Raw genomic sequence first — 21859 nt, 5'->3', positions numbered from 1 at the left:
GCCATGACCGACTACACCCGACTCGACGCCTGGATCGACGCCCACTTCGACGAAGAGGTCCGCTTCCTGCAGGAGCTGGTGCGCGTGCCCACCGACACGCCGCCCGGCAACAACGCCCCGCACGCCGAGCGCACCGCCGAACTGCTGCAAGGCTTCGGCCTGCAGGCCGAGGCCCATCCGGTGCCGGCCGCGCAGGTCCGCGACTACGGCCTGCAATCCATCACCAACCTGATCGTGCGCCGCGAATACGGCGCCGGCGGGCCGCGCATCGCGCTCAACGCCCACGGCGACGTGGTGCCGCCCGGCGAGGGCTGGCGCCACGATCCCTACGGCGGCGAAATCGAGGACGGCTGCCTCTACGGCCGCGCCGCCGCCGTCAGCAAGAGCGACTTCGCCAGCTACACCTTCGCGCTGCGCGCGCTCGAGGCCGTGGCCCGTCCCGGCCGCGGCGCGGTCGAACTGCACTTCACCTACGACGAGGAATTCGGCGGCCTGCTGGGACCCGGCTGGCTGCTGTCGCAGGGGCTGACCCGGCCCGACCTGCTGATCGCGGCGGGCTTCAGCTACGAGGTCGTGACCGCGCACAACGGCTGTTTGCAGATGGAAGTGACCGTGCACGGCAAGATGGCCCACGCCGCCGTTCCCGCCACCGGCGTGGACGCGCTGCAGGCCGCCGTCGCGATACTGGGCGCGCTATACGCGCAGAATGCGCGCTACCGCGAGATCCGCTCGCAGGTGCCCGGCATCACCCACCCCTACCTGAACATCGGCCGCATCGAAGGCGGCACCAACACCAACGTGGTGCCCGGCAAGGTGGTGTTCAAGCTGGACCGGCGCATGATCCCCGAGGAAAACGCCGCCGAAGTCGAGGCCGACATCCGCCGCATCATCGCCGAGGCCGCCGCCGCCCAGCCCGGCATCACGGTGGAGATCCGGCGCCTGCTGCTGGCCAACGCCATGCGCCCCCTGCCCGGCAATCAGCCGCTGGTGCAGGCCATCCAGAAACACGGGCAGGAACTGTTCGGCGAACCGATACCGGCCATGGGCACGCCGCTCTACACCGACGTGCGCCTGTATGCCGAAGCCGGCGTCCCCGGCGTGATCTACGGCGCGGGGCCGAGAACCGTGCTGGAATCGCACGCCAAGCGCAACGACGAGCGCGTCGCGCTGGAGGATCTGCGGCGCGCCACCAAGGTGATCGCGCGCACGCTGTGCGATTTGCTGGGAGAGTGATGGGTTCCGCGCGCTTGATATTCGTTTTCTTGTTTTAAGGCATCTCGCGCTGCACCCATCCTACGACACCATGCCGTAGGATGGGTGCAGCGCGGCAAACCCTCGGCAAAAACGCCACCGCCGACCGCGCGGAACCCATCGGTCGGCGCCTACGCCAACCTCAGCACCCTGCGCCAGAACAACACCGCCACCAGCACGAACACCGCCAGTCCCAGATAGGACGCGATGTGCTCGAAGCCCGCGCCGGCAATCGCCAGCGGGGCCTCGGTGCCGGCCGCGCCGATGACGGCGGCCATCAGCACACCGACCAGGCTTTCGCCCACGATCAGGCCGGAGGCGATCAGCACGCCACGGCGGTTGGCCGCGTCGGCGAACTGCTCGTAGGGCTGGCCGGCCGCGGCGGCGCGGCGGCGCAGCGCGCGTTCGAGCAGCCAGGCGAGGACCGCGCCGGCCACGATGGGCGCGGCCACGGTCGGCGGCAGGTAGATGCCGATGCCGACCGCCAGCACCGGCATGCGGGCCACGCGGCAGGTGCGCTTGAGCACCTGGTCCACCAGGATCAGGCCCAGGCCGACCAGCATGCCGATGACGATCATGGTCCAGTTGAGCTGGTGCGTGAAGATGCCGCGGGCGATGGCCAGCATCAGCGTGGCCTGGGGCGCCGACAGGGCCTGCGCCGGGTCCATGCCTTCGCGCGGCATGGAATCGGCGAAACCGTAGGCGTTGTACAGCAGCTCCAGCACCGGCGAAATCACCGCCGCGCCGGCCACGCAGCCGATCAGCAGGGCCACCTGCTGGCGCCACGGGGTCGCGCCCACCAGCCAGCCGGTCTTCAGGTCCTGCAGGTTGTCGTTGGAGATCGAGGCCACGGCCACCACCGCCGAGGTGCTGAAGATCGACAGCGCGATCGCCATCTGCACGCCGTTCTCCGCGCCCAGCAGTTCGCCGCCCAAGGTCAGCATCAGCAGCGACACCAGCACGATCGCCACGATGCCCACGCCCGAGATCGGGCTGGTCGACGACCCCACCAGGCCGGCCATATAGCCGCAGGCGGCCGCCACCAGGAAGCCGAACACGAAGGCGAACAGCACGGCGTAGGCCACCAGCTTCCAGATCGCGCCGGCCGACAGCGGCGCGCCCGACAGGAACACCTGGAAGGTCACGACCAGCACCACCACCAGCGCCAGCGTCACCACCGAGATCCAGCCCGCCGACAGGTCGCGCTCGGTGCGCGGGGCGCGGCCGGCGCGGGCCGCGCCGGCCTTGGTCAGGGCAGCGAACGAGGCTTTCACGCCGCGCGCCATCGGCATGAACAGCGTGGCCAGCGTCCAGATGGCGCCCACGCCGATCACGCCGGCGCCGATGAAGCGCACCTGCGTGGCCCACAGGCCGTTGGCGTATTGCGCGATCGTCTGGCCGGCGGGCATGTCGCCCATCGCGCTCAGGATCGGCACCGCGATGCCCCACGAAATGACCAGCCCGGTCAGCATGGCCAGGCCCGCGACGATGCCGATGAGGTAGCCGGCGCCCAGCAGCGCCAGCGAAAAGCCCATGGGCAGGCGGAACACCGCCCCGCCCAGCGAGAACCAGCCGCTGACGCTGTCGCCCAGCACCCGCAGGCCGCTGGCCGCGAAGCTGACCGCGGCGGCGGTCAGGCCGCCGGCCACGATGTCGCCCATGCCGGTGGCGGTCCTGGCCGGCGCCTGCCCGGCGTCGGCCGCCTCGTCCTGGCTGCGCTCGGCGCTGCCCACGCGCAGGATCTCGGCCGCCGCCACGCCTTCGGGGTACGGCAGGTCGCTCTGCACCACCATCACGTGGCGCAGCGGAATCGTGAACATGACGCCCAGCATCCCGCCGGCGGCGCAGATGCCCAGCGTCTGCCAGAACGGAAAGCCCTGCCAGTGGCCCATCATGACGAGCGCCGGCAGGATGAAGATGATCGAGGACAGGGTGCCGGCCGCCGAGGCCTGGGTCTGCACCATGTTGTTCTCGAGGATGTTGGCGTCCTTGAACAGGCGCAGCACGGACATCGAAATCACCGCCGCCGGGATGGCCGACGAGAACGTCAGGCCCACCTTCAGCCCCAGAAACACGTTGGAGGCGGTAAAAATGATGGTGATCAGGGCGCCCAGCAGGATGCCGCGGAACGTCAGCTCCGGCAGCGTGACCTCTGCGGGGACGCTGTTGGGTTGGGTCATGGAAATCTTCCTTAATTTCTAGCCGCGAATTCTAGCGCCTCGCAGGCATCGGTCCGGGAAGGTGGCGATCGGGCGAATCTGCGGCATAAGCTGCTGCAGGGAGCCCACCCTGCAAAAGATTATGCTGAAACCGCGGGAATTGCGTCGGAATTTCAATCACCCATGCCAGGGGTTGGGGTCTAGCATGAACATTAAACCAGGAGACAACACCACCATGCGCGACGCCAGTTCCCTGCGTTCGGGGCAGGACCCGGACCACGATATCGACCCCGACGAAACCGCCGAATGGCGCGACGCCCTGCAGTCGCTGGCGCAGGCCGAAGGACCCGTGCGCGCGGCCTACGTGCTGGACAATCTGCTGGGCCATGCCGCCACGCTGGGCCTGCGCGCCCGGCGCCAGACGCGCACGGCCTACCTGAACACCATCCCGGCCGACCAGGAACCGGCGTTTCCGGGCAATCTGGCCGTCGAAGAGCGCATCGCCCGCATCAACCGCTGGAACGCGCTGGCGATGGTGGTGCGCGCCAACCAGGCGCACGGCGAGCTGGGCGGGCACATCGCCAGCTACGCCTCGGCCGCCGACCTGTTCGAGGTGGGCTTCAATCATTTCTTCCGCGCGCGCACGCTGCAGGGGCCGGGCGACCTGGTCTACATGCAGCCGCACTCGGCGCCCGGCGTGTACGCCCGCGCCTACCTGGAAGGTTTTCTGAGCGAGGACGACCTGGCGCATTTCCGCCAGGAAATCACCGCCACCGGACGCGGCCTGCGCGGCCTGTCTTCCTACCCGCACCCGTGGCTGATGCCGGATTTCTGGCAGTTTCCCACCGGCTCGATGGGGATCGGCCCGATCAACGCGATCTACCAGGCGCGCTTCATGCGCTATCTCGAACACCGCTCGCTGATGCCCGGCGGCGACCGCAAGGTCTGGGGCATTTTCGGCGACGGCGAAATGGACGAGCCCGAATCCATCGCCGCGCTGACGCTGGCCGCGCGCGAAAAGCTCGACAACCTGGTGTTCGTGGTCAATTGCAACCTGCAGCGCCTCGATGGCCCGGTGCGCGGCAACGGCCGCATCATCGACGAGCTGGAAACGCTGTACGCCGGCGCCGGCTGGAACGTCATCAAGCTGGTCTGGGGCAGCGACTGGGACGCGCTGCTGCGCCGCGACACCGGCGGCGCGCTGGCGCGCGCGTTCTCCAATACCGTGGACGGTCAGTTCCAGACCTTCGCCGCCAACGACGGCGCTTTCAACCGCGCCCATTTCTTCAACCAGAATCCCGAGCTGGCCGCGCTGGTGGCCGACTGGACCGACGAAGCCATCGACCGCCTGCACCGCGGCGGCCACGACATGGTGAAGATCTACGCCGCCTATCACCGCGCGGCGAACCACCGCGGCCAGCCCACCGTCATCCTGGCGCAGACCAAGAAGGGCTTCGGCATGGGCGCGGCCGGCCAGGGCAAGATGACCACCCACCAGCAGAAGAAGCTGGACGACGAGGCCCTGCTGGCCTTCCGCGACCGCTTCGCGCTGCCGATCTCCGACGCCGACTGCCTGGCGCTGAAGTTCTACCGCCCCGCCGAGGACAGCGCCGAACTGCGCCACCTGCAGGCGCGCCGCGAGGCGCTGGGCGGGCACCTGCCGCGGCGCGGCACGCAGGCGCCGCGCCTGGCGCCGCCGGCCGCCGAGCAATGGGCGCGCTTCGCGCTGGCCGCCGACGGCAAGGAAATGTCTTCCACCATGGCCATCGTGCGCATGCTGACCGCGCTGCTCAAGGACGCCACCGTGGGCCCGCGCATCGTGCCCATCGTCGCCGACGAGGCCCGCACCTTCGGCATGGCCAACCTGTTCCGGCAGATCGGCATCTATTCGGCGCAGGGCCAGCTGTACGAGCCCGAGGACATCGGGTCGGTGCTGTACTACCGCGAGGCCCGCGACGGCCAGATCCTGGAAGAAGGCATTACCGAGGCCGGCGCGATTTCCTCCTGGACCGCCGCCGGCACCAGCTACTCGGTCAACGGCCTGCCGATGCTGCCGTTCTATATCTACTACTCGATGTTCGGCTTCCAGCGCATCGGCGACCTGATCTGGGCGGCCGCCGACCAGCGCACGCGCGGCTTCCTGGTCGGCGCCACGTCGGGGCGCACCACGCTGGGCGGCGAAGGCCTGCAGCACCAGGACGGCTCCAGCCACATCATGGCGGCGGCGGTGCCCAACTGCCGCGCCTACGATCCGGCCTATGCCTACGAGGTCGCCGTGATCGTCGAGCACGGCATGCGCCGCATGCTCGACGAGCAGCACGACGAGTTCTACTACCTGACCGTCACCAACGAGAACCTGGCGCAGCCCGACATGCCCTCGGACCCGCAGGCGCGCGAGGGCATTCTGCGCGGCATGTACCGCCTGCGTCCGGCCCGCGGCCAGGCCCAGGTGCGCCTGCTGGGCGCCGGCCCCATGCTGCGCGAGGCCGAAATGGCCGCCGAGCGGCTGCTGGCCGACCACGGAGTGGACGCCGAAGTCTGGAGCGTGACCAGCTTTTCCGAACTGGCCCGCGCCGGCCGCCAGGCCGAGCGCGCCCGCGTGCTGGGCCTGGAATCCGGCGCGGCCGCCGACTGGGTGCAAGCCTGCCTGGGCGGCAGCGACGCGCCGGTCGTCGCCGCCACCGACTACGTGCGCGCCGTGCCCGAACAGATCCGCGCCTGGGTGCCCGCGCCCTATCGCACGCTGGGCACCGACGGCTTCGGCCGCAGCGACACCCGCGCCCAGCTGCGCGATTTCTTCGAAGTCAGCGCCGACTGGATCGTGCTCTACGCCCTCGACAGCCTGGGCCGGCAGGACGACGCCCAGGCCGTGCGCGCCCGGCTGAACGCGGCGGGCCGCCAGACCCCGCCCTGGGAGCTGTAACGGCCGCAAGACGGGCGGACGAGGCGCCCAGCCGTCAACGTTCGCTGCACCGCAACAACCAAGTCGCCCCGCTTTCTGTTGAAATACGGGTGTTCCCAAGCATTGCCAAACCAATACGGCGGGCCGCGAGCCCGCTTTTTGCAGTCCGTTTTCTCTTCCGTTTTACGCCTCTAAGGCTTGTACCCATGGACGAAACTCTCACCAAACTGGCGCTGGACTACCACGCCTACCCCACCCCCGGCAAAATCTCGGTCACCCCGACCAAGACGCTGGCCAACCAGGACGACCTGTCCCTGGCCTATTCCCCCGGCGTGGCGGCCGCGTGCATGGCCATCTTCGACCAGGGCGACGACGCCGCGTCCAAGTACACCTCGCGCGGCAACCTGGTGGGCGTGATCACCAACGGCACGGCCGTGCTGGGCCTGGGCAATATCGGCCCGCTGGCCGCCAAGCCGGTCATGGAAGGCAAGGGCTGCCTGTTCAAGAAGTTCGCCGGCATCGACGTGTTCGACATCGAACTGGCCGAAAACGACCCCGACAAGCTGGTCGACATCATCGCGGCGCTCGAACCCACGCTGGGCGGCGTCAACCTCGAGGACATCAAGGCGCCCGAGTGCTTCTACATCGAGAAGAAGCTGCGCGAGCGCATGAAGATCCCCGTCTTCCACGACGACCAGCACGGCACCGCCATCATCTCGTCGGCCGCCATCCTCAACGGCCTGAAGGTCGTGGGCAAGGATCTCGGCTCGGTCAAGCTCGCCTGCTCGGGCGCCGGCGCCGCCGCCATCGCCTGCCTGGACCTGCTGGTCAACCTGGGCGTCAAGCGCGAGAACATCTACGTGGTGGACTCCCGCGGCGTGATCTGGGAAGGCCGCGACGAGAACATGGAGGCCAACAAAAAGCGCTACGCGCAGAAGACCGACGCGCGCACGCTGGCCGACGTGGTCAACGGCGCCGACGTGTTCCTGGGCTGCTCGACCGCCGGCGTGCTGACCGCCGACATGGTCAAGACCATGGCCGCCAGCCCGCTGATCCTGGCGCTGGCCAACCCGGAACCGGAAATCCGTCCGGAAGTCGCCAAGGCCGCGCGCCCCGACTGCATCATCGCCACCGGCCGTTCGGACTACCCGAACCAGGTCAACAACGTGCTGTGCTTCCCCTTCATCTTCCGCGGCGCCATGGACGCCGGCGCCTCGCGCATCACGGAAGAAATGAAGCTGGCCTGCGTCAAGGCCATCGCCGAACTGGCCCAGGCCGAGCAGAACGACGAAGTGGCCCGCGCCTACGCCGGCCAGGAGCTGTCGTTCGGCCCCGACTACATCATTCCCAAGCCCTTCGACCCGCGCCTGATCGTCCAGATCGCGCCGGCCGTGGCCCAGGCCGCCGCCGACTCGGGCGTGGCCGCCCGTCCCATCGAGGACATCGAGGCCTACCGCCAGAAGCTGATGGGCTTCGTCTACCACTCCGGCCAGCTGATGCGTCCGCTGTTCGCCCAGGCCAAGAAGGCGCCCAAGCGCGTCATCTACGCCGACGGCGAAGACGAGCGCGTGCTGCGCGCGGTGCAGACCGTCAGCGACGAGAAGCTGGCCTTCCCGATCCTGGTCGGCCGCCCCTCCGTCATCGAGATGCGCATCAAGAAGTTCGGCCTGCGCCTGCTCGCCGGCAAGGATTTCGAGATCGTCGATCCCGAAGACGACAGCCGCTTCAACGAAACCTGGAACGCGTACTACCAGCTCAAGGGCCGCGAAGGCGTAACCCCAGCCATCGCCAAGGCGATGATCCGCAAGCACAACACGCTGATCGGCGCGATGCTGCTGCGCCGCGGCGACGCCGACGCGCTGCTGTGCGGCGTGGCCAGCAAGTACGACAACCAGCTCAAGTACGTGGACGAGATCATCGGCCGGAAGGAAGGCCAGACCTACGCCGCCCTGAACGTGCTGATGCTGCCCGACCAGACGCTGTTCGTCACCGACACGCACGTCAACGAAAACCCGACGGCCGAAGAAGTGGCGAACATCACGATCCAGGCCGCCGACGAGATGGTGCGCTTCGGTGTGGTGCCCAAGATCGCGCTGCTGTCGCACTCCAACTTCGGCAGCCGCGCGACCGACTCCTCGCGCAAGATGGCGCAGGCCAACCAGCTGGTGCGCGACCGCGCCCCCGACCTGGAAGTCGACGGCGAAATGCACGCCGACGCCGCCCTGTCGGAGAAGATCCGCATGCTGGCCTACCCGGACAGCACGCTCAAGGGCCGCGCCAACCTGCTGGTCATGCCCAACCTGGACACCGGCAACATCACGTACAACATGCTGAAGATGACCGGCAGCAACGGCATCGCCATGGGTCCGATCCTGCTGGGCGCGGCGCGCCCGGTGCACATCCTGACCACCAGCGCCACCGTGCGCCGCATCGTCAACATGACGGCGCTGGCCGTGGTGGACGCGCAGCAGGAAGCCGCCGAGGCCGCCAAGAAGCGCCGTTGATTCCCGACGGCCGCTAAGGCAAAGGGCGCCCGCCGTTCGCGGCGGCGCCCTTTTTCTTTGCAGCCGGCCAGGCCATCGCGCTGGCCCGCCTGCCTGTGCTGATGGTAAAACCGGTGTTGCCCTTGCTTATGGAGTCAACATGCTGGCCGATGCCCTGTATGCCTGGTTTCACTACCTGGCGATTTTCCTGCTCGTGGTGGTCCTGACGGCCGAAGCGGTGCTGCTGCGTCCCGAGCTCACCGTCAACGGCCTCAAGCGCCTGGTCATCTACGACCGCCTCTACCTGGCCAGCGCCGTGGTCGTGCTCATCACCGGCGTGCTGCGCCTGACGCTGGGCATCAAGGGCGCCGCCTTTTACATGGCCAATCCCTGGTTCCACGCCAAGATCACGCTGTTCGTCATCATCGCGCTGTGTTCGATCCCGCCCACCATGACCTTCCTGCGCTGGGCCAGGCAGTCGCGCCAGCAGCCGGAATTCCTGCCGGCGGCGGCCGACATCAAGCGCGCCCGCCGCTGGGTCATGATCGAATCGCACCTGTTTATCTTCCTGCCGCTGTTCGCCGTGCTGATGGCGCGCGGCATCGGCGCGTAGGACGCGCGCCGCCGCTCAGGGGCAGGACGCCCTGCTCTGCTGCGGCTCCTGGTCGCCCACGGTGATGGTGGCGAAATGGAAAACGCCCACCGCGTCGTTCTTCAGCACCTCCACGACCTCGCCGGCCAGCGTCTGCATCACCGACATGCCCTCGGGTACGTCGGCCGCGCCATCGCGCTGCGCGGCCTGGCCGTTCCAGGGGCTCAACACCAGCACGCCCGGAAACGGCTCGCGCCGGTCGCCGCGGCCGCGCCGCGTCGTCTTGACCCGGGTGCCGGCGGCGTAGCGCAGCTCGCCCAGGCGCGCCGCGCAGGCCAGTTCCGCATTGTCGACCCGCAGCAGGCGCCGCGCTTCGTCCAGGTATAGCGTGGGCTCGCTCAGGGGCAGCCCGTAAATGCGCAGCGCCACCGGATTCTTGACCTCGATGCGCCAGCGGTCGGGATCGCGCGAGCCATCGGTGTAGACCGAGCCGTCCGAGCCATAGACGACCGAACCCGGCGCAAGCGCCAGGTCCCCGGCCCGGTTGCCCGGACCCAGCACGCACTTATCCAGCGCCTTCATGGCGCCGTCGGGCGCCACGTCGAACTCGATGTCCTGGGTGGCGTCGCATCGCCAGCCCAGCACCGTCTGGCTGCCCTCGCCGCGCAGGATGACGTTGCGCGGATGGCGGCCCAGCAAGGCGTAGGTCTCGCGGTCGTAATCGGAATCCAGGTAGCGGCGCGCGCTCGTGGCCTGAACGCCATACATGGCCACCGGCCGCGGGAACTGCGCTTCGAGATAGGTTTCCAGCTGCGCTTCGTCCTGCAGCTCCAGGCGCGTGCCGGCCGGCATGGCGACGCCGCCCACCGTGGTCTCTTGCTGCAAGGTCACCTTGCGCGCGGCCTGGGCGCGCGCGCTTTCCTTCTCCACCTGCCAGATCGCCATCTGGACCCAGGCATAGAAAGCGAAAGGCACGGCCAGCACCGCGAATATCAGGGTAGAGGTCTTCCAGTACCTGCGCACCGTGCGGCGCGCGCCCGCGCTGGCGACCAGGACCAGCGCCCAGCCGAGCAGCACGAGGCCGGCAAGAAAACCGAGGGAAACAAAGATATAGAAGCCGGCGGAAGGCAGTGCGATCGGAATCATGGGCAGGATGATATACGCCTACGGGCGCCTGCCCGCCGCGCGGGCCGGCCCGGCAACAAAAAACCGCCCGAAGGCGGTTTATTGTTCAAGCCGGAAAGCGTATCAACGCTTGTCCATCGGGGGCACGTCGCGCGTGACCGAACCGGTGAACAGCTGGCGCGGACGGCCGATCTTGTAGTCGGGATCGGACAGCATTTCGTTCCACTGGGCGATCCAGCCCACCGTGCGGGCCAGCGCGAAGATGGCCGTGAACAGCGAGGTCGGGATGCCGATGGCGCGCTGCACGATGCCCGAGTAGAAGTCGACGTTCGGGTACAGCTTGCGCTGCACGAAGTACGGATCTTCCAGGGCGATGCGTTCCAGTTCCATGGCCAGCTTGAACAGCGGGTCGTTTTCCAGGCCCAGGGCCGAGAGCACTTCCTTGCAGGTTTCCTGCATCAGCTTGGCGCGCGGGTCGTAGTTCTTGTAGACGCGGTGGCCAAAGCCCATCAGGCGCACGCCCGAGTTCTTGTCCTTGACCTTCTCCATGAACTCGCCGACCTTGGCGATGCCGCCGTTGGCTTGCAGGTCTTCCAGCATCTGCAGGCAGGCTTCGTTGGCGCCGCCGTGGGCCGGACCCCACAGGCAGGCCACGCCGGCCGAGATGGCGGCGAACGGGTTGGTGCCCGACGAACCGCACAGGCGCACGGTCGAGGTGGAGGCGTTCTGTTCGTGGTCGGCGTGCAGGATGAAGATGCGGTCCAGCGCGCGCTCGACGACTTCATTGACCTTGTATTCTTCGCACGGGGTGGCGAACATCATGCGCAGGAAGTTGCCCGTGTAGGACAGGTCGTTCTGCGGGTAGATGAAGGGCTGGCCTTGCGAGTACTTGTAGGCCATCGCGACCAGCGTCGGCATCTTGGCGATCAGGCGGATGGCCGAGATGTGGCGGTGCTGCGGGTTCGTGATGTCGGTGGAGTCGTGGTAGAACGCCGACAGCGCGCCGACCAGGCCCGTCAGGACGGCCATCGGATGCGCGTCGCGGCGGAAGCCGCGCAGGAAGAAATGCAGCTGCTCGTTGACCATCGTGTGATGGGTCACCTGCGAGTCGAAATCGGCCTTCTGGTCCTTGTTGGGCAGTTCGCCGTTCAGGATCAGGTAGCAGATGTCCATGAAGTCGCAGTTCACGGCCAGCTGTTCGATGGGGTAGCCGCGGTACAGCAGTTCGCCCTTGTCGCCGTCGATGTACGTGATGCCCGATTCGCAGGCGGCGGTGGACATGAAGCCCGGGTCAAACGTGAACATGCCCGTCTGGCCGTAAAGCTTGCGGATGTCGATCACATCCGGACCGACCGTGCCCTTGTACACAGGGAACTCGATGGGGGCGCTGCCATCCGAAAAGGATAGCGTGGCTTTTTTGTCAGACAGGTTCATGCTTTTTTCCTCTCAATTAATCAGAGCGCGCGCATCTGGCCAATAATGCTCCGCAGCCTGGGCGTGTCCAGCTCGCCTTCCAGCTCTTTGCGGGCCAGCAGCAGGTCGAGCAGATCGTTGTCTCCCAGCTCGAACAACTGCGTCAATGCGGCTACGTCATCATCGGTCAGCTCGGCCTCGTGGGCATCGAGATACCGGGTGATGATCAAGTCGTTTTCGAGCAGACCACGGCGTGCCCGCCAACGCAGACGCGCCCGCTGTAGTTCAGTAAGCCTGCTCATCATTACACCTTAATAAAAAGTCCTGCGCCGGGCCCGTCAGGCAGGCTGGCCGTCCCCGTTTTACAGGGGACATGGCCCGGCATTACATACAGACCGTAAACACTAGACCGTGCGACGGACCAGCAGTTCCTTGATCTTGCCGATCGCCTTGGTCGGGTTCAGGCCCTTGGGGCAGACGTCGACACAGTTCATGATGGTGTGGCAGCGGAACAGGCGGTACGGATCGTCCAGGTTGTCCAGGCGCGAGCCGGTGGCTTCGTCGCGGCTGTCGGCGATGAAGCGGTAGGCTTGCAGCAGGCCGGCCGGGCCGACGAACTTGTCCGGATTCCACCAGAACGACGGGCAGGAAGTGGAACAGCACGCGCACAGGATGCACTCGTACAGGCCGTCGAGCTCTTCGCGGGCCTCGGGCGACTGCAGGCGCTCTTTTTCGGGCGGCGGCGTGTCGTTGATGAGGTACGGGCGGATCGAGTGGTACTGGTTGAAGAAGTGCGTCATGTCCACGATCAGGTCGCGGATCACGGGCAGGCCCGGCAGCGGACGCAGGACGATGGGTTCCTTCAGTTCGCGCAGGTTGGTGATGCAGGCCAGGCCGTTCTTGCCGTTGATGTTCATGGCGTCCGAACCGCACACGCCTTCACGGCACGAGCGGCGCAGGGCCAGGCTGTCATCCACGTCGTTCTTGATGCGCACCAGCGCATCGAGCAGCATCTTGTCGGTGGGCTGGAGTTCGACTTCCAGCTTCTGCATGTAAGGGCGCTCGTCCTTGTCCGGATCGTAGCGGTAGATTTCGAACTTGACGATTCTCTTGGTGCTCATAATAGGCTCTATCCGGACTTAGAAGGTACGTGCCTTGGGCGGGAAGGACTCGACCGTCAGCGGCTTCATCTGCACGGGCTTGTACTCCAGGCGGCTGCCTTCGGAGTACCACAGCGTGTGCTTGAGCCAGTTCTCGTCGTCGCGGTTGGGGTGGTCATCCAGCGCGTGGGCGCCGCGGCTTTCGGTGCGGTTGGCCGCCGACTTGATCGTGGCGCGGGCCACTTCGGTCATGTTGGCGATCTCCAGCGCTTCGACGCGCGCGGTGTTGAACACCTTGGACTTGTCCTTGAAGTAGATGTCCTGGGCCTGCTTGGCCAGGTCTTCGATCTGCTCGACGCCTTCGTTGAGCAGATCCAGCGTGCGGAACACGCCGCAGTGGCGCTGCATCGAGAAGCGGATGGCGTTGCCGATGTCCTGGGGCTTCTCGCCCGAGGTGCGCGATTCGAGGCGGTTGACGCGGTCCAGCGAGAACTCGACGGCCTGCTGCGGCACCGGCTGGTGCGAGTGCTGGCGCTCGGGGTGCGAATTCACGATGTGGTTGCCGGTGGCGCGGCCGAACACGATCAGGTCGAGCAGCGAGTTGGTGCCCAGGCGGTTGGCGCCGTGCACCGACACCGCGGCGCATTCGCCGATGGCGTACAGGCCGTTGACGATCTTGTTCTCGCCGTTTTCGCGCGTCAGCACCTGGCCGTGGTAGTTGGCCGGGATGCCGCCCATCTGGTAGTGGATGGTCGGGACGACGGGGATCGGTTCCTTGATCGGGTCGACGTTGCCGAACTTGATGGCGATTTCGCGGATCGAGGGCAGGCGCTTGTTGATCACGTCGGCGCCCAGGTGGTCGAGCTTCAGGACCACGTAGCTGCCGTCCGGACCGCAGCCGCGGCCTTCCTTGATTTCCTGGTCCATCGAGCGCGAGACGAAGTCGCGCGGGGCCAGGTCCTTCAGCGTGGGCGCATAGCGCTCCATGAAGCGCTCGCCATCCTTGTTCAGCAGGATGCCGCCTTCGCCGCGCACGCCTTCGGTGATCAGCACGCCGGCGCCGGCCACGCCGGTCGGGTGGAATTGCCAGAATTCCATGTCCTGCAGCGGGATGCCCGCGCGGGCGGCCATGCCCAGGCCGTCACCGGTATTGATGAAGGCGTTGGTGGAAGCGGCCCAGATGCGGCCGGCGCCGCCGGTGGCCAGCACCGTGGTCTTGGCTTCCAGGATGTAGATTTCGCCCGTTTCCATTTCGAGGGCGGTCACGCCCACGACGTCGCCGGCCTCGTTGCGCAGCAGGTCCAGCGCCATCCATTCGACGAAGAACTGGGTGCGCGCGGCGACGTTGCGCTGGTAGAGGGTGTGCAGCAGCGCGTGGCCGGTGCGGTCGGCCGCGGCACAGGCGCGCTGGACCGGCTTCTCGCCGAAGTTGGCGGTGTGGCCGCCGAACGGGCGCTGGTAGATCGTGCCGTCGGGGTTGCGGTCGAAGGGCATGCCGAAGTGCTCGAGCTCGTACACGGCGTTCGGGGCTTCGCGGCACATGAATTCGATGGCATCCTGGTCGCCCAGCCAGTCCGACCCCTTGACGGTGTCGTACATGTGCCAGTACCAGTTGTCTTCGCTCATGTTGCCCAGCGAGGCGCTCACGCCGCCCTGGGCGGCAACCGTGTGCGAACGCGTGGGGAACACTTTGGACAGCACCGCAACGGACAGGCCCGCTTGGGACAGTTGCAGCGAACAACGCATGCCGGCTCCACCGGCACCGACGACCACCACATCAAACTGGCGGCGCGGCAGGGATTTCAGGACAGAGACCACGGCTTAAATGCTCCAGAGGATTTGCGCAAAGTAAACGACCGAACCGACCAGCCAGAGGATCGTCAGCACTTGCAGCAGCAGGCGCAGGCCCGCCGACTTGACGTAGTCCATCCAGATGTCGCGCACGCCAATCCAGGCGTGCCAGGCCAGCGCAACGAATGCCAGGGTGGCCAGGATCTGGCCGACCGGAAGAACGCCCACGTAGAAATTGAACAGCGCGGTCCAGTGTTCGTACGTGAAGGCCGGCATCATCAGGATGCCGATGAGCAGCACCAGCGTGTACACGGCCATGATGACCGCGGTGACGCGCTGAATGATGAAATCCATGACGCCGTAATGGGCGCCCACGACCAGACGCTTGGGTCCGTAGTTTTTGACGTCGGCCATTACAGCACTCCGAACAGTTTGAGGGCGAACACGAGGGTCAGCGCGAGGCTCACCCCGAAAACCACGCCGGCGCTCTTCTTGGCCGACAGCTTGTCGATGCCGAGATGCAGGTCCAGCAGCAGGTAGCGGATACCGGCGCAGAAGTGGTGCAGATAACCCCAGACGAGGACCAGGAACACGAGCTTGACTATCGGGTTGCCGGCGTACACGGCCACGGCGGCGAACGTCTGCGGCGCGGCCACGCTGGCCGCGAACAGCGGCAGGATGACCAAGGGAAGACAGAGGAACAGCAGCGCGCCGCTGACGCGGTGCAGGATGGACAGTTTGCCGGCCAGGGGCAGGCGATAGCTGGCGAGTTGCGCAATGCCAATATTGCGAAACTGCGGACGTGGCTTGGCAGCGGTGTCGGACATGACGGCCTCGGTGTTTCGGAACTAGGGAATCGTTACGGCAAGAACGCCGTGCCCATTTCGAGCCCCTTGCGGGGACCCTGGCGGGAAATCACGGTATTTTCGCCCAGAGACAGGGTTGGTATCAAATCGTAGTCAAAAAGCTCATCAATTCAAACTATTGCGGTAATGGTATCGATCGGTCAAGTACAAGCCCCGACGTATTTCCATGGGGCGGTCACCGTAGGTGTAGGACACCCGATCCACCTGCAACAACGGCGTCCCGGCGGGGACATTAAGCAGCGCACAGACCTCGGCCGGCGCGACGACCGCGCGCAGCTTCTCGTCCGCGCGCACCATGCTCACGCCGAATTCGGATTCGAACAGACCATAGAGCGGCGCCTTGTTGGCGGTCAGCAGTTCCAGGGTCAGTCCGCGGAAAATGGAACCCGGCAGCCAGATGTCGTCGACCACGGTGGGCGCATGCCCCAGGGACAACAGGCGGCGGATCATCACGACGGTTTCGCCGGCGCGCAGGTCCAGGGCGCGCGCGATCTCGGCCGGCGCCCGCAGGCGGCGGCATTCGAGGATGCGGCTTTCGGCGCGGCCGGCCTCGGTCTCGTCGTCGGGGGCCAGGCGCAGGAAGCGGTAGCGCACGCGCGCTTCGTGGTGGGTGGCGACGAAGGTGCCCTTGCCCTGGCGGCGCAGCAGCATGTGCTCGGCGGCCAGTTCGTCGACCGCCTTGCGCACCGTGCCCTGGCTCACCTGGAAACGGGCGGCGAGGTCGATCTCGCTGGGGATGAGCTCGCCCGGCTTCCATTCGCCGCGTTCGAGGCTCTGGACCAGCAGGTCCTTGATCTGGCGGTACAGCGGACTGAAAGCGGCCCCCTCGCCCGCCGGACGGGCGGCGCGATTGCGTAGGGAGGTTTCGGGCCGGGACTCTGCCATGGATCTTTTTGGTTGTGTCATGTTTATCCGGAGAATGGGAAGGCGGCGCAAGGGACGCGAACCCATCCGCAATGCGCTGCCGCCGCGCGCTGTCGGTGCAGCGTGCCGGCTCGATACAGGCGCGTGGCCCGTCGAGGCTGCGGCGCATTCGAATAAACGCTCTATTGTGGCATATCGCGGCTGGCGCTGTCCAACGTCTTATGTCTTATATAAGATAGAAGAGCAATTGACGCATACGTAAAATCAATCTAGGATTCAGCGCTATCCGGGCGCCAGGTCGCGCGCTGCGCGCGCGCCGGTTTCAACGGCCCAGCGATTACACTGATTGGTGAGATTTTTTTCTCGCCAAACCATTACGGAGAACGTCCATGTCCAAGCCTGCCTTGCGTGTCGCCGTCACCGGCGCCGCCGGCCAAATCGGTTACGCACTGCTATTCCGCATCGCCTCGGGCGAAATGCTGGGTAAAGATCAACCCGTCATCCTGCAACTGCTGGAAATCCCCGACGAGAAGGCGCAAAAGGCCCTGAAGGGCGTCATCATGGAACTGGATGACTGCGCCTTCCCGCTGCTGCAGGAAGTCACCGCCCACAGCGACCCGCGCACCGCCTTCAAGGACGCCGACGTGGCCCTGCTGGTCGGCGCCCGCCCGCGCGGCCCCGGCATGGAGCGCAAGGACCTGCTGTCGGTCAACGCCCAGATCTTCACGGCGCAGGGCAAGGCCCTGAACGACGTGGCCAGCCGCAATGTCAAGGTGCTGGTCGTGGGCAACCCCGCCAACACCAACGCCTACATCGCCATGAAGTCGGCGCCGGACCTGCCCGCCAAGAACTTCACCGCCATGCTGCGCCTGGACCACAACCGCGCCCTGTCGCAACTGGCCGCCAAGTCCGGCAAGGCCGTGGCCGACATCGAGAAACTGGTCGTGTGGGGCAACCACTCGCCCACCATGTACCCCGACTACCGCTTCGCCACCGTCGGCGGCGAATCGCTGGCCAAGCTGATCAACGACGACGCCTGGAACCGCGACACGTTCATCCCCACCGTGGGCAAGCGCGGCGCCGCCATCATCGAAGCCCGCGGCCTGTCCTCGGCCGCCTCGGCCGCCAACGCCGCCATCGACCACGTCCGTGACTGGGTCCTGGGCAGCAACGGCAAGTGGGTCACGATGGGCATCCCGTCGGACGGCTCCTACGGCATCCCCGAAGGCATCATCTACGGCGTGCCGGTCACGACCGAAAACGGCGAATACAAGCGCGTCGAAGGCCTGGAAATCGACGCCTTCTCGCGCGAGCGCCTGGACTTCACGCTGAAAGAGCTCCTCGAAGAGCGCGACGGCGTCAAGGACCTGCTGAAGTAAGCAGCGCAGGATGAAAGGATTGGGCCCGTTTTCGGGCCCAATTCCTAGCTGCCCGCGCACGCGCGGCATAAACCTGTCCCTTTGCCCGCGCGAAGGGGACAGCTTTATGTTCCGGGCCCGCAGCCCGCTTCCCTATCGTGCCATCCGGGGCTTCCAAGAACACCCGGGCCTCACATACATACGGAGACCACCCATGTCCAAACCCGAATCCGCCGGCGCCCTCTTCCGCCGCGCGCTCGCCGAAGAAAGCCCGCTGCAGATCATCGGCGCCATCAACGCCAACCACGCGCTGCTGGCCAAGCGCGCCGGCTACCGTGCCATCTACCTGTCGGGCGGCGGCGTGGCGGCCGGCTCGCTGGGCCTGCCCGACCTGGGCATCAACACGATGGACGACGTGCTGACCGACGTGCGCCGCATCACCGACGTCTGCGACGTGCCGCTGCTGGTGGACATCGACACCGGCTTCGGCCCGTCGGCGTTCAACATCGCCCGCACCGTCAAGAGCCTGATCAAGTTCGGCGCCGCCGCCTGCCACATCGAGGACCAGGTCGGCGCCAAGCGCTGCGGCCACCGTCCGGGCAAGGAAATCGTCTCGACCGAGGAAATGGCCGACCGCGTCAAGGCCGCGGCCGACGCCCGCACCGACAGCGACTTCTACCTCATCGCCCGCACCGACGCGATCGCCTCGCACGGCGTGGACGCCGCGATCGAGCGCGCGCTGGCCTGCGTGGAAGCCGGCGCCGACGCCATCTTCGCCGAGGCCGCCTACGACCTGCCCACCTACGACCGCTTCGTCAAGGCCGTCAAGGTGCCGGTGCTGGCCAACATCACCGAATTCGGCAAGACCCCGCTGTTCTCGGTTGAAGAGCTCAAGAGCGTGGGCGTGGGCATGGTGCTCTACCCGCTGTCGGCCTTCCGCGCCATGAACAAGGCCGCCGAAGCCGTCTACACCGCCATCCGCCGCGACGGCCACCAGAAGAACGTGGTCGACCTGATGCAGACGCGCGAGGAACTGTACGACCGCATCGGCTACCACGAATTCGAATCGAAACTGGACGCGCTGTTCCAGAAGGGCAAGGCCTGACGATAACCGGCGCCGCGGCCACGGCCCGGCGCCATGCAAACCCACCCATTGCATCGACCCCCGCGAAAGGAAAGGAGTAGAGACATGAGCATGGCTCCCAAGAAGCAGGAAGCGAAGACCGACGCCAAGCCGGAAGAAAAGGCCGGCTTCAAACCCAAGAAGTCGGTGGCGCTGTCCGGCGTGGTCGCCGGCAACACCGCGCTGTGTACGGTCGGCCGAAGCGGCAACGACCTGCACTACCGTGGCTATGACATCCTGGACCTGGCCGACGCCAGCGAGTTCGAGGAAGTCGCCCACCTGCTCGTGCACGGCAAGCTGCCCAACAAGGCCGAACTGAAGGCCTACAAGGAAAAGCTGCGCAGCCTGCGCGGCCTGCCCGCCCAGCTGCAAGCCGCGCTGGAAGCCCTGCCCGCCGCCAGCCACCCCATGGACGTGATGCGCACCGCCGTGTCGGTGCTGGGCTGCGTGCTGCCCGAGAAGGACGACCACAACATCCCCGGCGCGCGCGACATCGCCGACCGCCTGATGGCCAACCTGGGCTCGGCGCTGCTGTACTGGTACCACTACAGCCACAACGGCCGCATCATCGACGTGCAGACCGACGACGACAGCATCGGCGGCCACTTCCTGCACCTGCTGCACGGCGAGAAGCCCAGCGAGGACTGGGTCAAGGCCATGCACATCTCGCTGAACCTGTACGCCGAGCATGAGTTCAACGCGTCCACGTTCACCTCGCGCGTCATCGCCGGCACCGGCTCGGACATGTACTCGGCCATCACCGGCGCCATCGGCGCGCTGCGCGGTCCCAAGCACGGCGGCGCCAACGAAGTCGCCTTCGAAGTGCAGAAGCGCTACGAGACCCCGGACGAGGCCGAGGCCGACATCCGCCGCCGCGTCGAGGCCAAGGAAGTCGTGATCGGCTTCGGCCACCCGGTCTACACCGTGTCCGACCCGCGCAACAAGGTCATCAAGGACGTGGCCAAGAAGCTGTCCAAGAAGGCCGGCAGCACCAAGATGTTCGACATCGCCGAGCGCCTGGAAACCGTGATGTGGGACATCAAGAAGATGTTCCCCAACCTGGACTGGTTCTCGGCCGTCAGCTACCACATGATGGGCGTGCCCACCGCCATGTTCACCCCGCTGTTCGTCATCGCGCGCACCGCGGGCTGGTCGGCCCACATCATCGAACAGCGCATCGACAACAAGATCATCCGCCCCACCGCCAACTACGTGGGTCCGGAAGATCAGAAGTTCGTGCCGATCGAAAAGCGCAAGTAAGGCGACCCATGGGCCCGCGCATGAAACCGGCAGCGCCGCGCGGGCCCCGGGCCTCCTGTACTCACTCAGGAGAGGTTCCGACATGTCTGCCCCGATATCCAACGTGCGTCCCGATCCCGACCAGGTCCTGGTCGACATCGCCGACTACGTACTGAACTACGAAATCAACAGCGGCCTGGCCTACGAGACCGCCCGCAACTGCCTCATCGACACCCTGGGCTGCGGCCTGGAAGCGCTGGAATATCCGGCGTGCAGAAAGCTGCTGGGCCCGATCGTGCCCGGCACCGCCGTTCCCCACGGCGCCAAGGTCCCCGGCACCCAGTTCCAGCTCGACCCGGTCCAGGCCGCGTTCAACATCGGCGCGATGATCCGCTGGCTGGACTTCAACGACACCTGGCTGGCCGCCGAATGGGGCCACCCGTCCGACAACCTGGGCGGCATCCTGGCCACCGCCGACTGGCTCTCGCGCACCGCCGTGGCCGCCGGCAAGCCGCCGCTGTCCATGCGCGACGTGCTGACCGGCATGATCAAGGCGCATGAAATCCAGGGCTGCATCGCGCTGGAGAATTCCTTCAACAAGGTCGGCCTGGACCACGTGGTGCTGGTGAAGGTCGCTTCCACCGCCATGGTGGCGCAGATGCTGGGCCTGAGCCGCGAGGAAGTGATCAACGCCGTCTCGCTGGCCTGGGTCGACGGACAAAGCCTGCGCACCTACCGGCACGCGCCCAACACCGGCAGCCGCAAGAGCTGGGCCGCCGGCGACGCCACCAGCCGCGCGGTGCGCCTGGCCCTGATCGCCCGCACCGGCGAAATGGGCTATCCCTCGGTGCTGACGGCTCCCACCTGGGGCTTCTACGACGTGCTGTTCAAGGGCCAGCCGCTGCGCTTCCAGCGCCCCTACGGCAGCTACGTCATGGAAAACGTGCTGTTCAAGATCTCGTTCCCGGCCGAATTCCATGCGCAGACCGCCGTCGAATGCGCCATGGACATCCACCGCCGGCTCGCCGCGGCGGGCAAGCGTCCCGAGGACATCGCGAAGATCACGATCCGCACGCACGAGGCGTGCATCCGCATCATCGACAAGAAAGGCCCGCTCGCCAATCCGGCCGACCGCGACCACTGCATCCAGTACATGGTGGCCGTGCCCATCCTGTTCGGGCGCCTGACCGCGGCCGACTACGAGGACTCGGTGGCCCGCGATCCGCGCATCGACGCGCTGCGCGACCGCATCGTCTGCGTCGAGGACCCGGCCTACACCCGCGACTACCACGATCCCGACAAGCGCTCCATCGCCAACGCGCTGACGGTGGAATTCAATGACGGCGCCCGCCTGGACGAAGTGGTCTGCGAATATCCCATCGGCCACAAGCGCCGCCGCGCCGAGGGCATCCCGCTGCTGGAGGAAAAATTCCGCACCAACCTGGCGCGCATGTTCCCGCCGCGCCAGCAGGCGCGCATCCTGCAGGCCTCGCTGGACCAGGGCGCGCTGGAGGCCATGCCGGTGCACGAGTACGTGGATCTGTATGTGATCTGAACCTTGATCCGAAGGCTGGCCGCGGGCCCGCGCGAACG

The 21859-nt window shown here is 66.7% G+C and carries 17 protein-coding genes; 8 read left to right on the top strand and 9 right to left on the bottom strand.

Annotated elements, in window-relative coordinates:
• The first annotated feature begins 3 nt into the window (after window positions 1-3).
• Window positions 4-1233, top strand: coding sequence for a M20 family metallopeptidase (locus C1I89_RS21020; RefSeq protein ID WP_102774565.1), 1230 nt, complete (start codon window positions 4-6; stop codon window positions 1231-1233).
• Window positions 1234-1382: 149 nt separating this feature from the next.
• Here C1I89_RS21020 and C1I89_RS21015 read toward each other — a convergent pair whose 3' ends face one another.
• On the bottom strand, window positions 1383-3431 hold the full coding sequence (locus C1I89_RS21015) for an OPT family oligopeptide transporter (protein ID WP_102774495.1): 2049 nt from the start codon (window positions 3429-3431) through the stop codon (window positions 1383-1385).
• 214 nt (window positions 3432-3645) lie between these two features.
• Between C1I89_RS21015 and mdeB the strand changes: the two genes are divergently transcribed.
• The 3 genes from mdeB to C1I89_RS21000 all read left to right on the top strand — a co-directional run bounded on the left by mdeB (window position 3646) and on the right by C1I89_RS21000 (window position 9408).
• Window positions 3646-6333, top strand: coding sequence for an alpha-ketoglutarate dehydrogenase (gene mdeB / locus C1I89_RS21010; RefSeq protein ID WP_102774494.1), 2688 nt, complete (start codon window positions 3646-3648; stop codon window positions 6331-6333).
• A 185-nt stretch (window positions 6334-6518) separates the two neighbouring features.
• Window positions 6519-8816, top strand: coding sequence for an NADP-dependent malic enzyme (locus C1I89_RS21005; protein WP_102774493.1), 2298 nt, complete (start codon window positions 6519-6521; stop codon window positions 8814-8816).
• A 139-nt stretch (window positions 8817-8955) separates the two neighbouring features.
• Window positions 8956-9408 (top strand): DUF2214 family protein, encoded by a 453-nt coding sequence (locus C1I89_RS21000; protein ID WP_102774492.1) that lies wholly within the window; start codon window positions 8956-8958, stop codon window positions 9406-9408.
• A 15-nt stretch (window positions 9409-9423) separates the two neighbouring features.
• Here C1I89_RS21000 and C1I89_RS20995 read toward each other — a convergent pair whose 3' ends face one another.
• The 8 genes from C1I89_RS20995 to C1I89_RS20960 form a co-directional block, all read right to left on the bottom strand.
• Window positions 9424-10533 (bottom strand): hypothetical protein, encoded by a 1110-nt coding sequence (locus C1I89_RS20995; RefSeq protein WP_102774491.1) that lies wholly within the window; start codon window positions 10531-10533, stop codon window positions 9424-9426.
• Between the two features lie 102 nt (window positions 10534-10635).
• Entirely contained in the window at window positions 10636-11946 is a 1311-nt protein-coding gene (locus tag C1I89_RS20990) for a citrate synthase (RefSeq protein ID WP_102774490.1), read from the bottom strand.
• Between the two features lie 20 nt (window positions 11947-11966).
• On the bottom strand, window positions 11967-12227 hold the full coding sequence (locus C1I89_RS20985) for a succinate dehydrogenase assembly factor 2 (RefSeq protein WP_102774564.1): 261 nt from the start codon (window positions 12225-12227) through the stop codon (window positions 11967-11969).
• Window positions 12228-12329: 102 nt separating this feature from the next.
• The gene (locus C1I89_RS20980) at window positions 12330-13046 is read right to left on the bottom strand and encodes a succinate dehydrogenase iron-sulfur subunit (RefSeq protein ID WP_102774489.1); all 717 of its coding nucleotides are present in this window, start codon (window positions 13044-13046) and stop codon (window positions 12330-12332) included.
• 18 nt (window positions 13047-13064) lie between these two features.
• Window positions 13065-14843 carry a succinate dehydrogenase flavoprotein subunit gene (sdhA, locus tag C1I89_RS20975; protein ID WP_102774488.1) on the bottom strand — a complete coding sequence of 593 codons (1779 nt, stop codon included), beginning with the start codon at window positions 14841-14843 and terminating at the stop codon, window positions 13065-13067.
• A gap of 3 nt (window positions 14844-14846) precedes the next feature.
• Window positions 14847-15230 carry a succinate dehydrogenase, hydrophobic membrane anchor protein gene (sdhD, locus tag C1I89_RS20970; RefSeq protein WP_102774487.1) on the bottom strand — a complete coding sequence of 128 codons (384 nt, stop codon included), beginning with the start codon at window positions 15228-15230 and terminating at the stop codon, window positions 14847-14849.
• Window positions 15230-15643: a succinate dehydrogenase, cytochrome b556 subunit gene (gene sdhC / locus C1I89_RS20965; protein ID WP_102774486.1), complete on the bottom strand. Its 414-nt coding sequence runs from the start codon at window positions 15641-15643 to the stop codon at window positions 15230-15232. The genes sdhD and sdhC overlap by 1 nt, the downstream gene beginning before the upstream one ends.
• 144 nt (window positions 15644-15787) lie before the next feature.
• Entirely contained in the window at window positions 15788-16567 is a 780-nt protein-coding gene (locus C1I89_RS20960; RefSeq protein WP_102774485.1) for a GntR family transcriptional regulator, read from the bottom strand.
• A 368-nt stretch (window positions 16568-16935) separates the two neighbouring features.
• On the opposite strand from C1I89_RS20960, the gene C1I89_RS20955 reads away from it, so the two are divergent.
• The 4 genes from C1I89_RS20955 (at window position 16936) to C1I89_RS20940 (ending at window position 21821) form a co-directional block, all read left to right on the top strand.
• Window positions 16936-17925 (top strand): malate dehydrogenase, encoded by a 990-nt coding sequence (locus C1I89_RS20955; protein WP_049072248.1) that lies wholly within the window; start codon window positions 16936-16938, stop codon window positions 17923-17925.
• A 193-nt stretch (window positions 17926-18118) separates the two neighbouring features.
• Window positions 18119-19009, top strand: coding sequence for a methylisocitrate lyase (gene prpB, locus C1I89_RS20950; protein ID WP_102774484.1), 891 nt, complete (start codon window positions 18119-18121; stop codon window positions 19007-19009).
• Window positions 19010-19093: 84 nt separating this feature from the next.
• The gene (prpC, locus tag C1I89_RS20945) at window positions 19094-20287 is read left to right on the top strand and encodes a bifunctional 2-methylcitrate synthase/citrate synthase (protein ID WP_102774483.1); all 1194 of its coding nucleotides are present in this window, start codon (window positions 19094-19096) and stop codon (window positions 20285-20287) included.
• 82 nt (window positions 20288-20369) lie between these two features.
• Window positions 20370-21821, top strand: a complete 1452-nt coding sequence (locus C1I89_RS20940) for a bifunctional 2-methylcitrate dehydratase/aconitate hydratase (RefSeq protein ID WP_102774482.1) — start codon at window positions 20370-20372, stop codon at window positions 21819-21821.
• Window positions 21822-21859: the final 38 nt, after the last annotated feature.

The sequence above is a fragment of the Achromobacter pulmonis genome (assembly GCF_002885955.2).
Lineage (GTDB): Bacteria > Pseudomonadota > Gammaproteobacteria > Burkholderiales > Burkholderiaceae_B > Achromobacter > Achromobacter pulmonis_A.
This window is presented reverse-complemented; position numbering and strand designations above follow the sequence as displayed.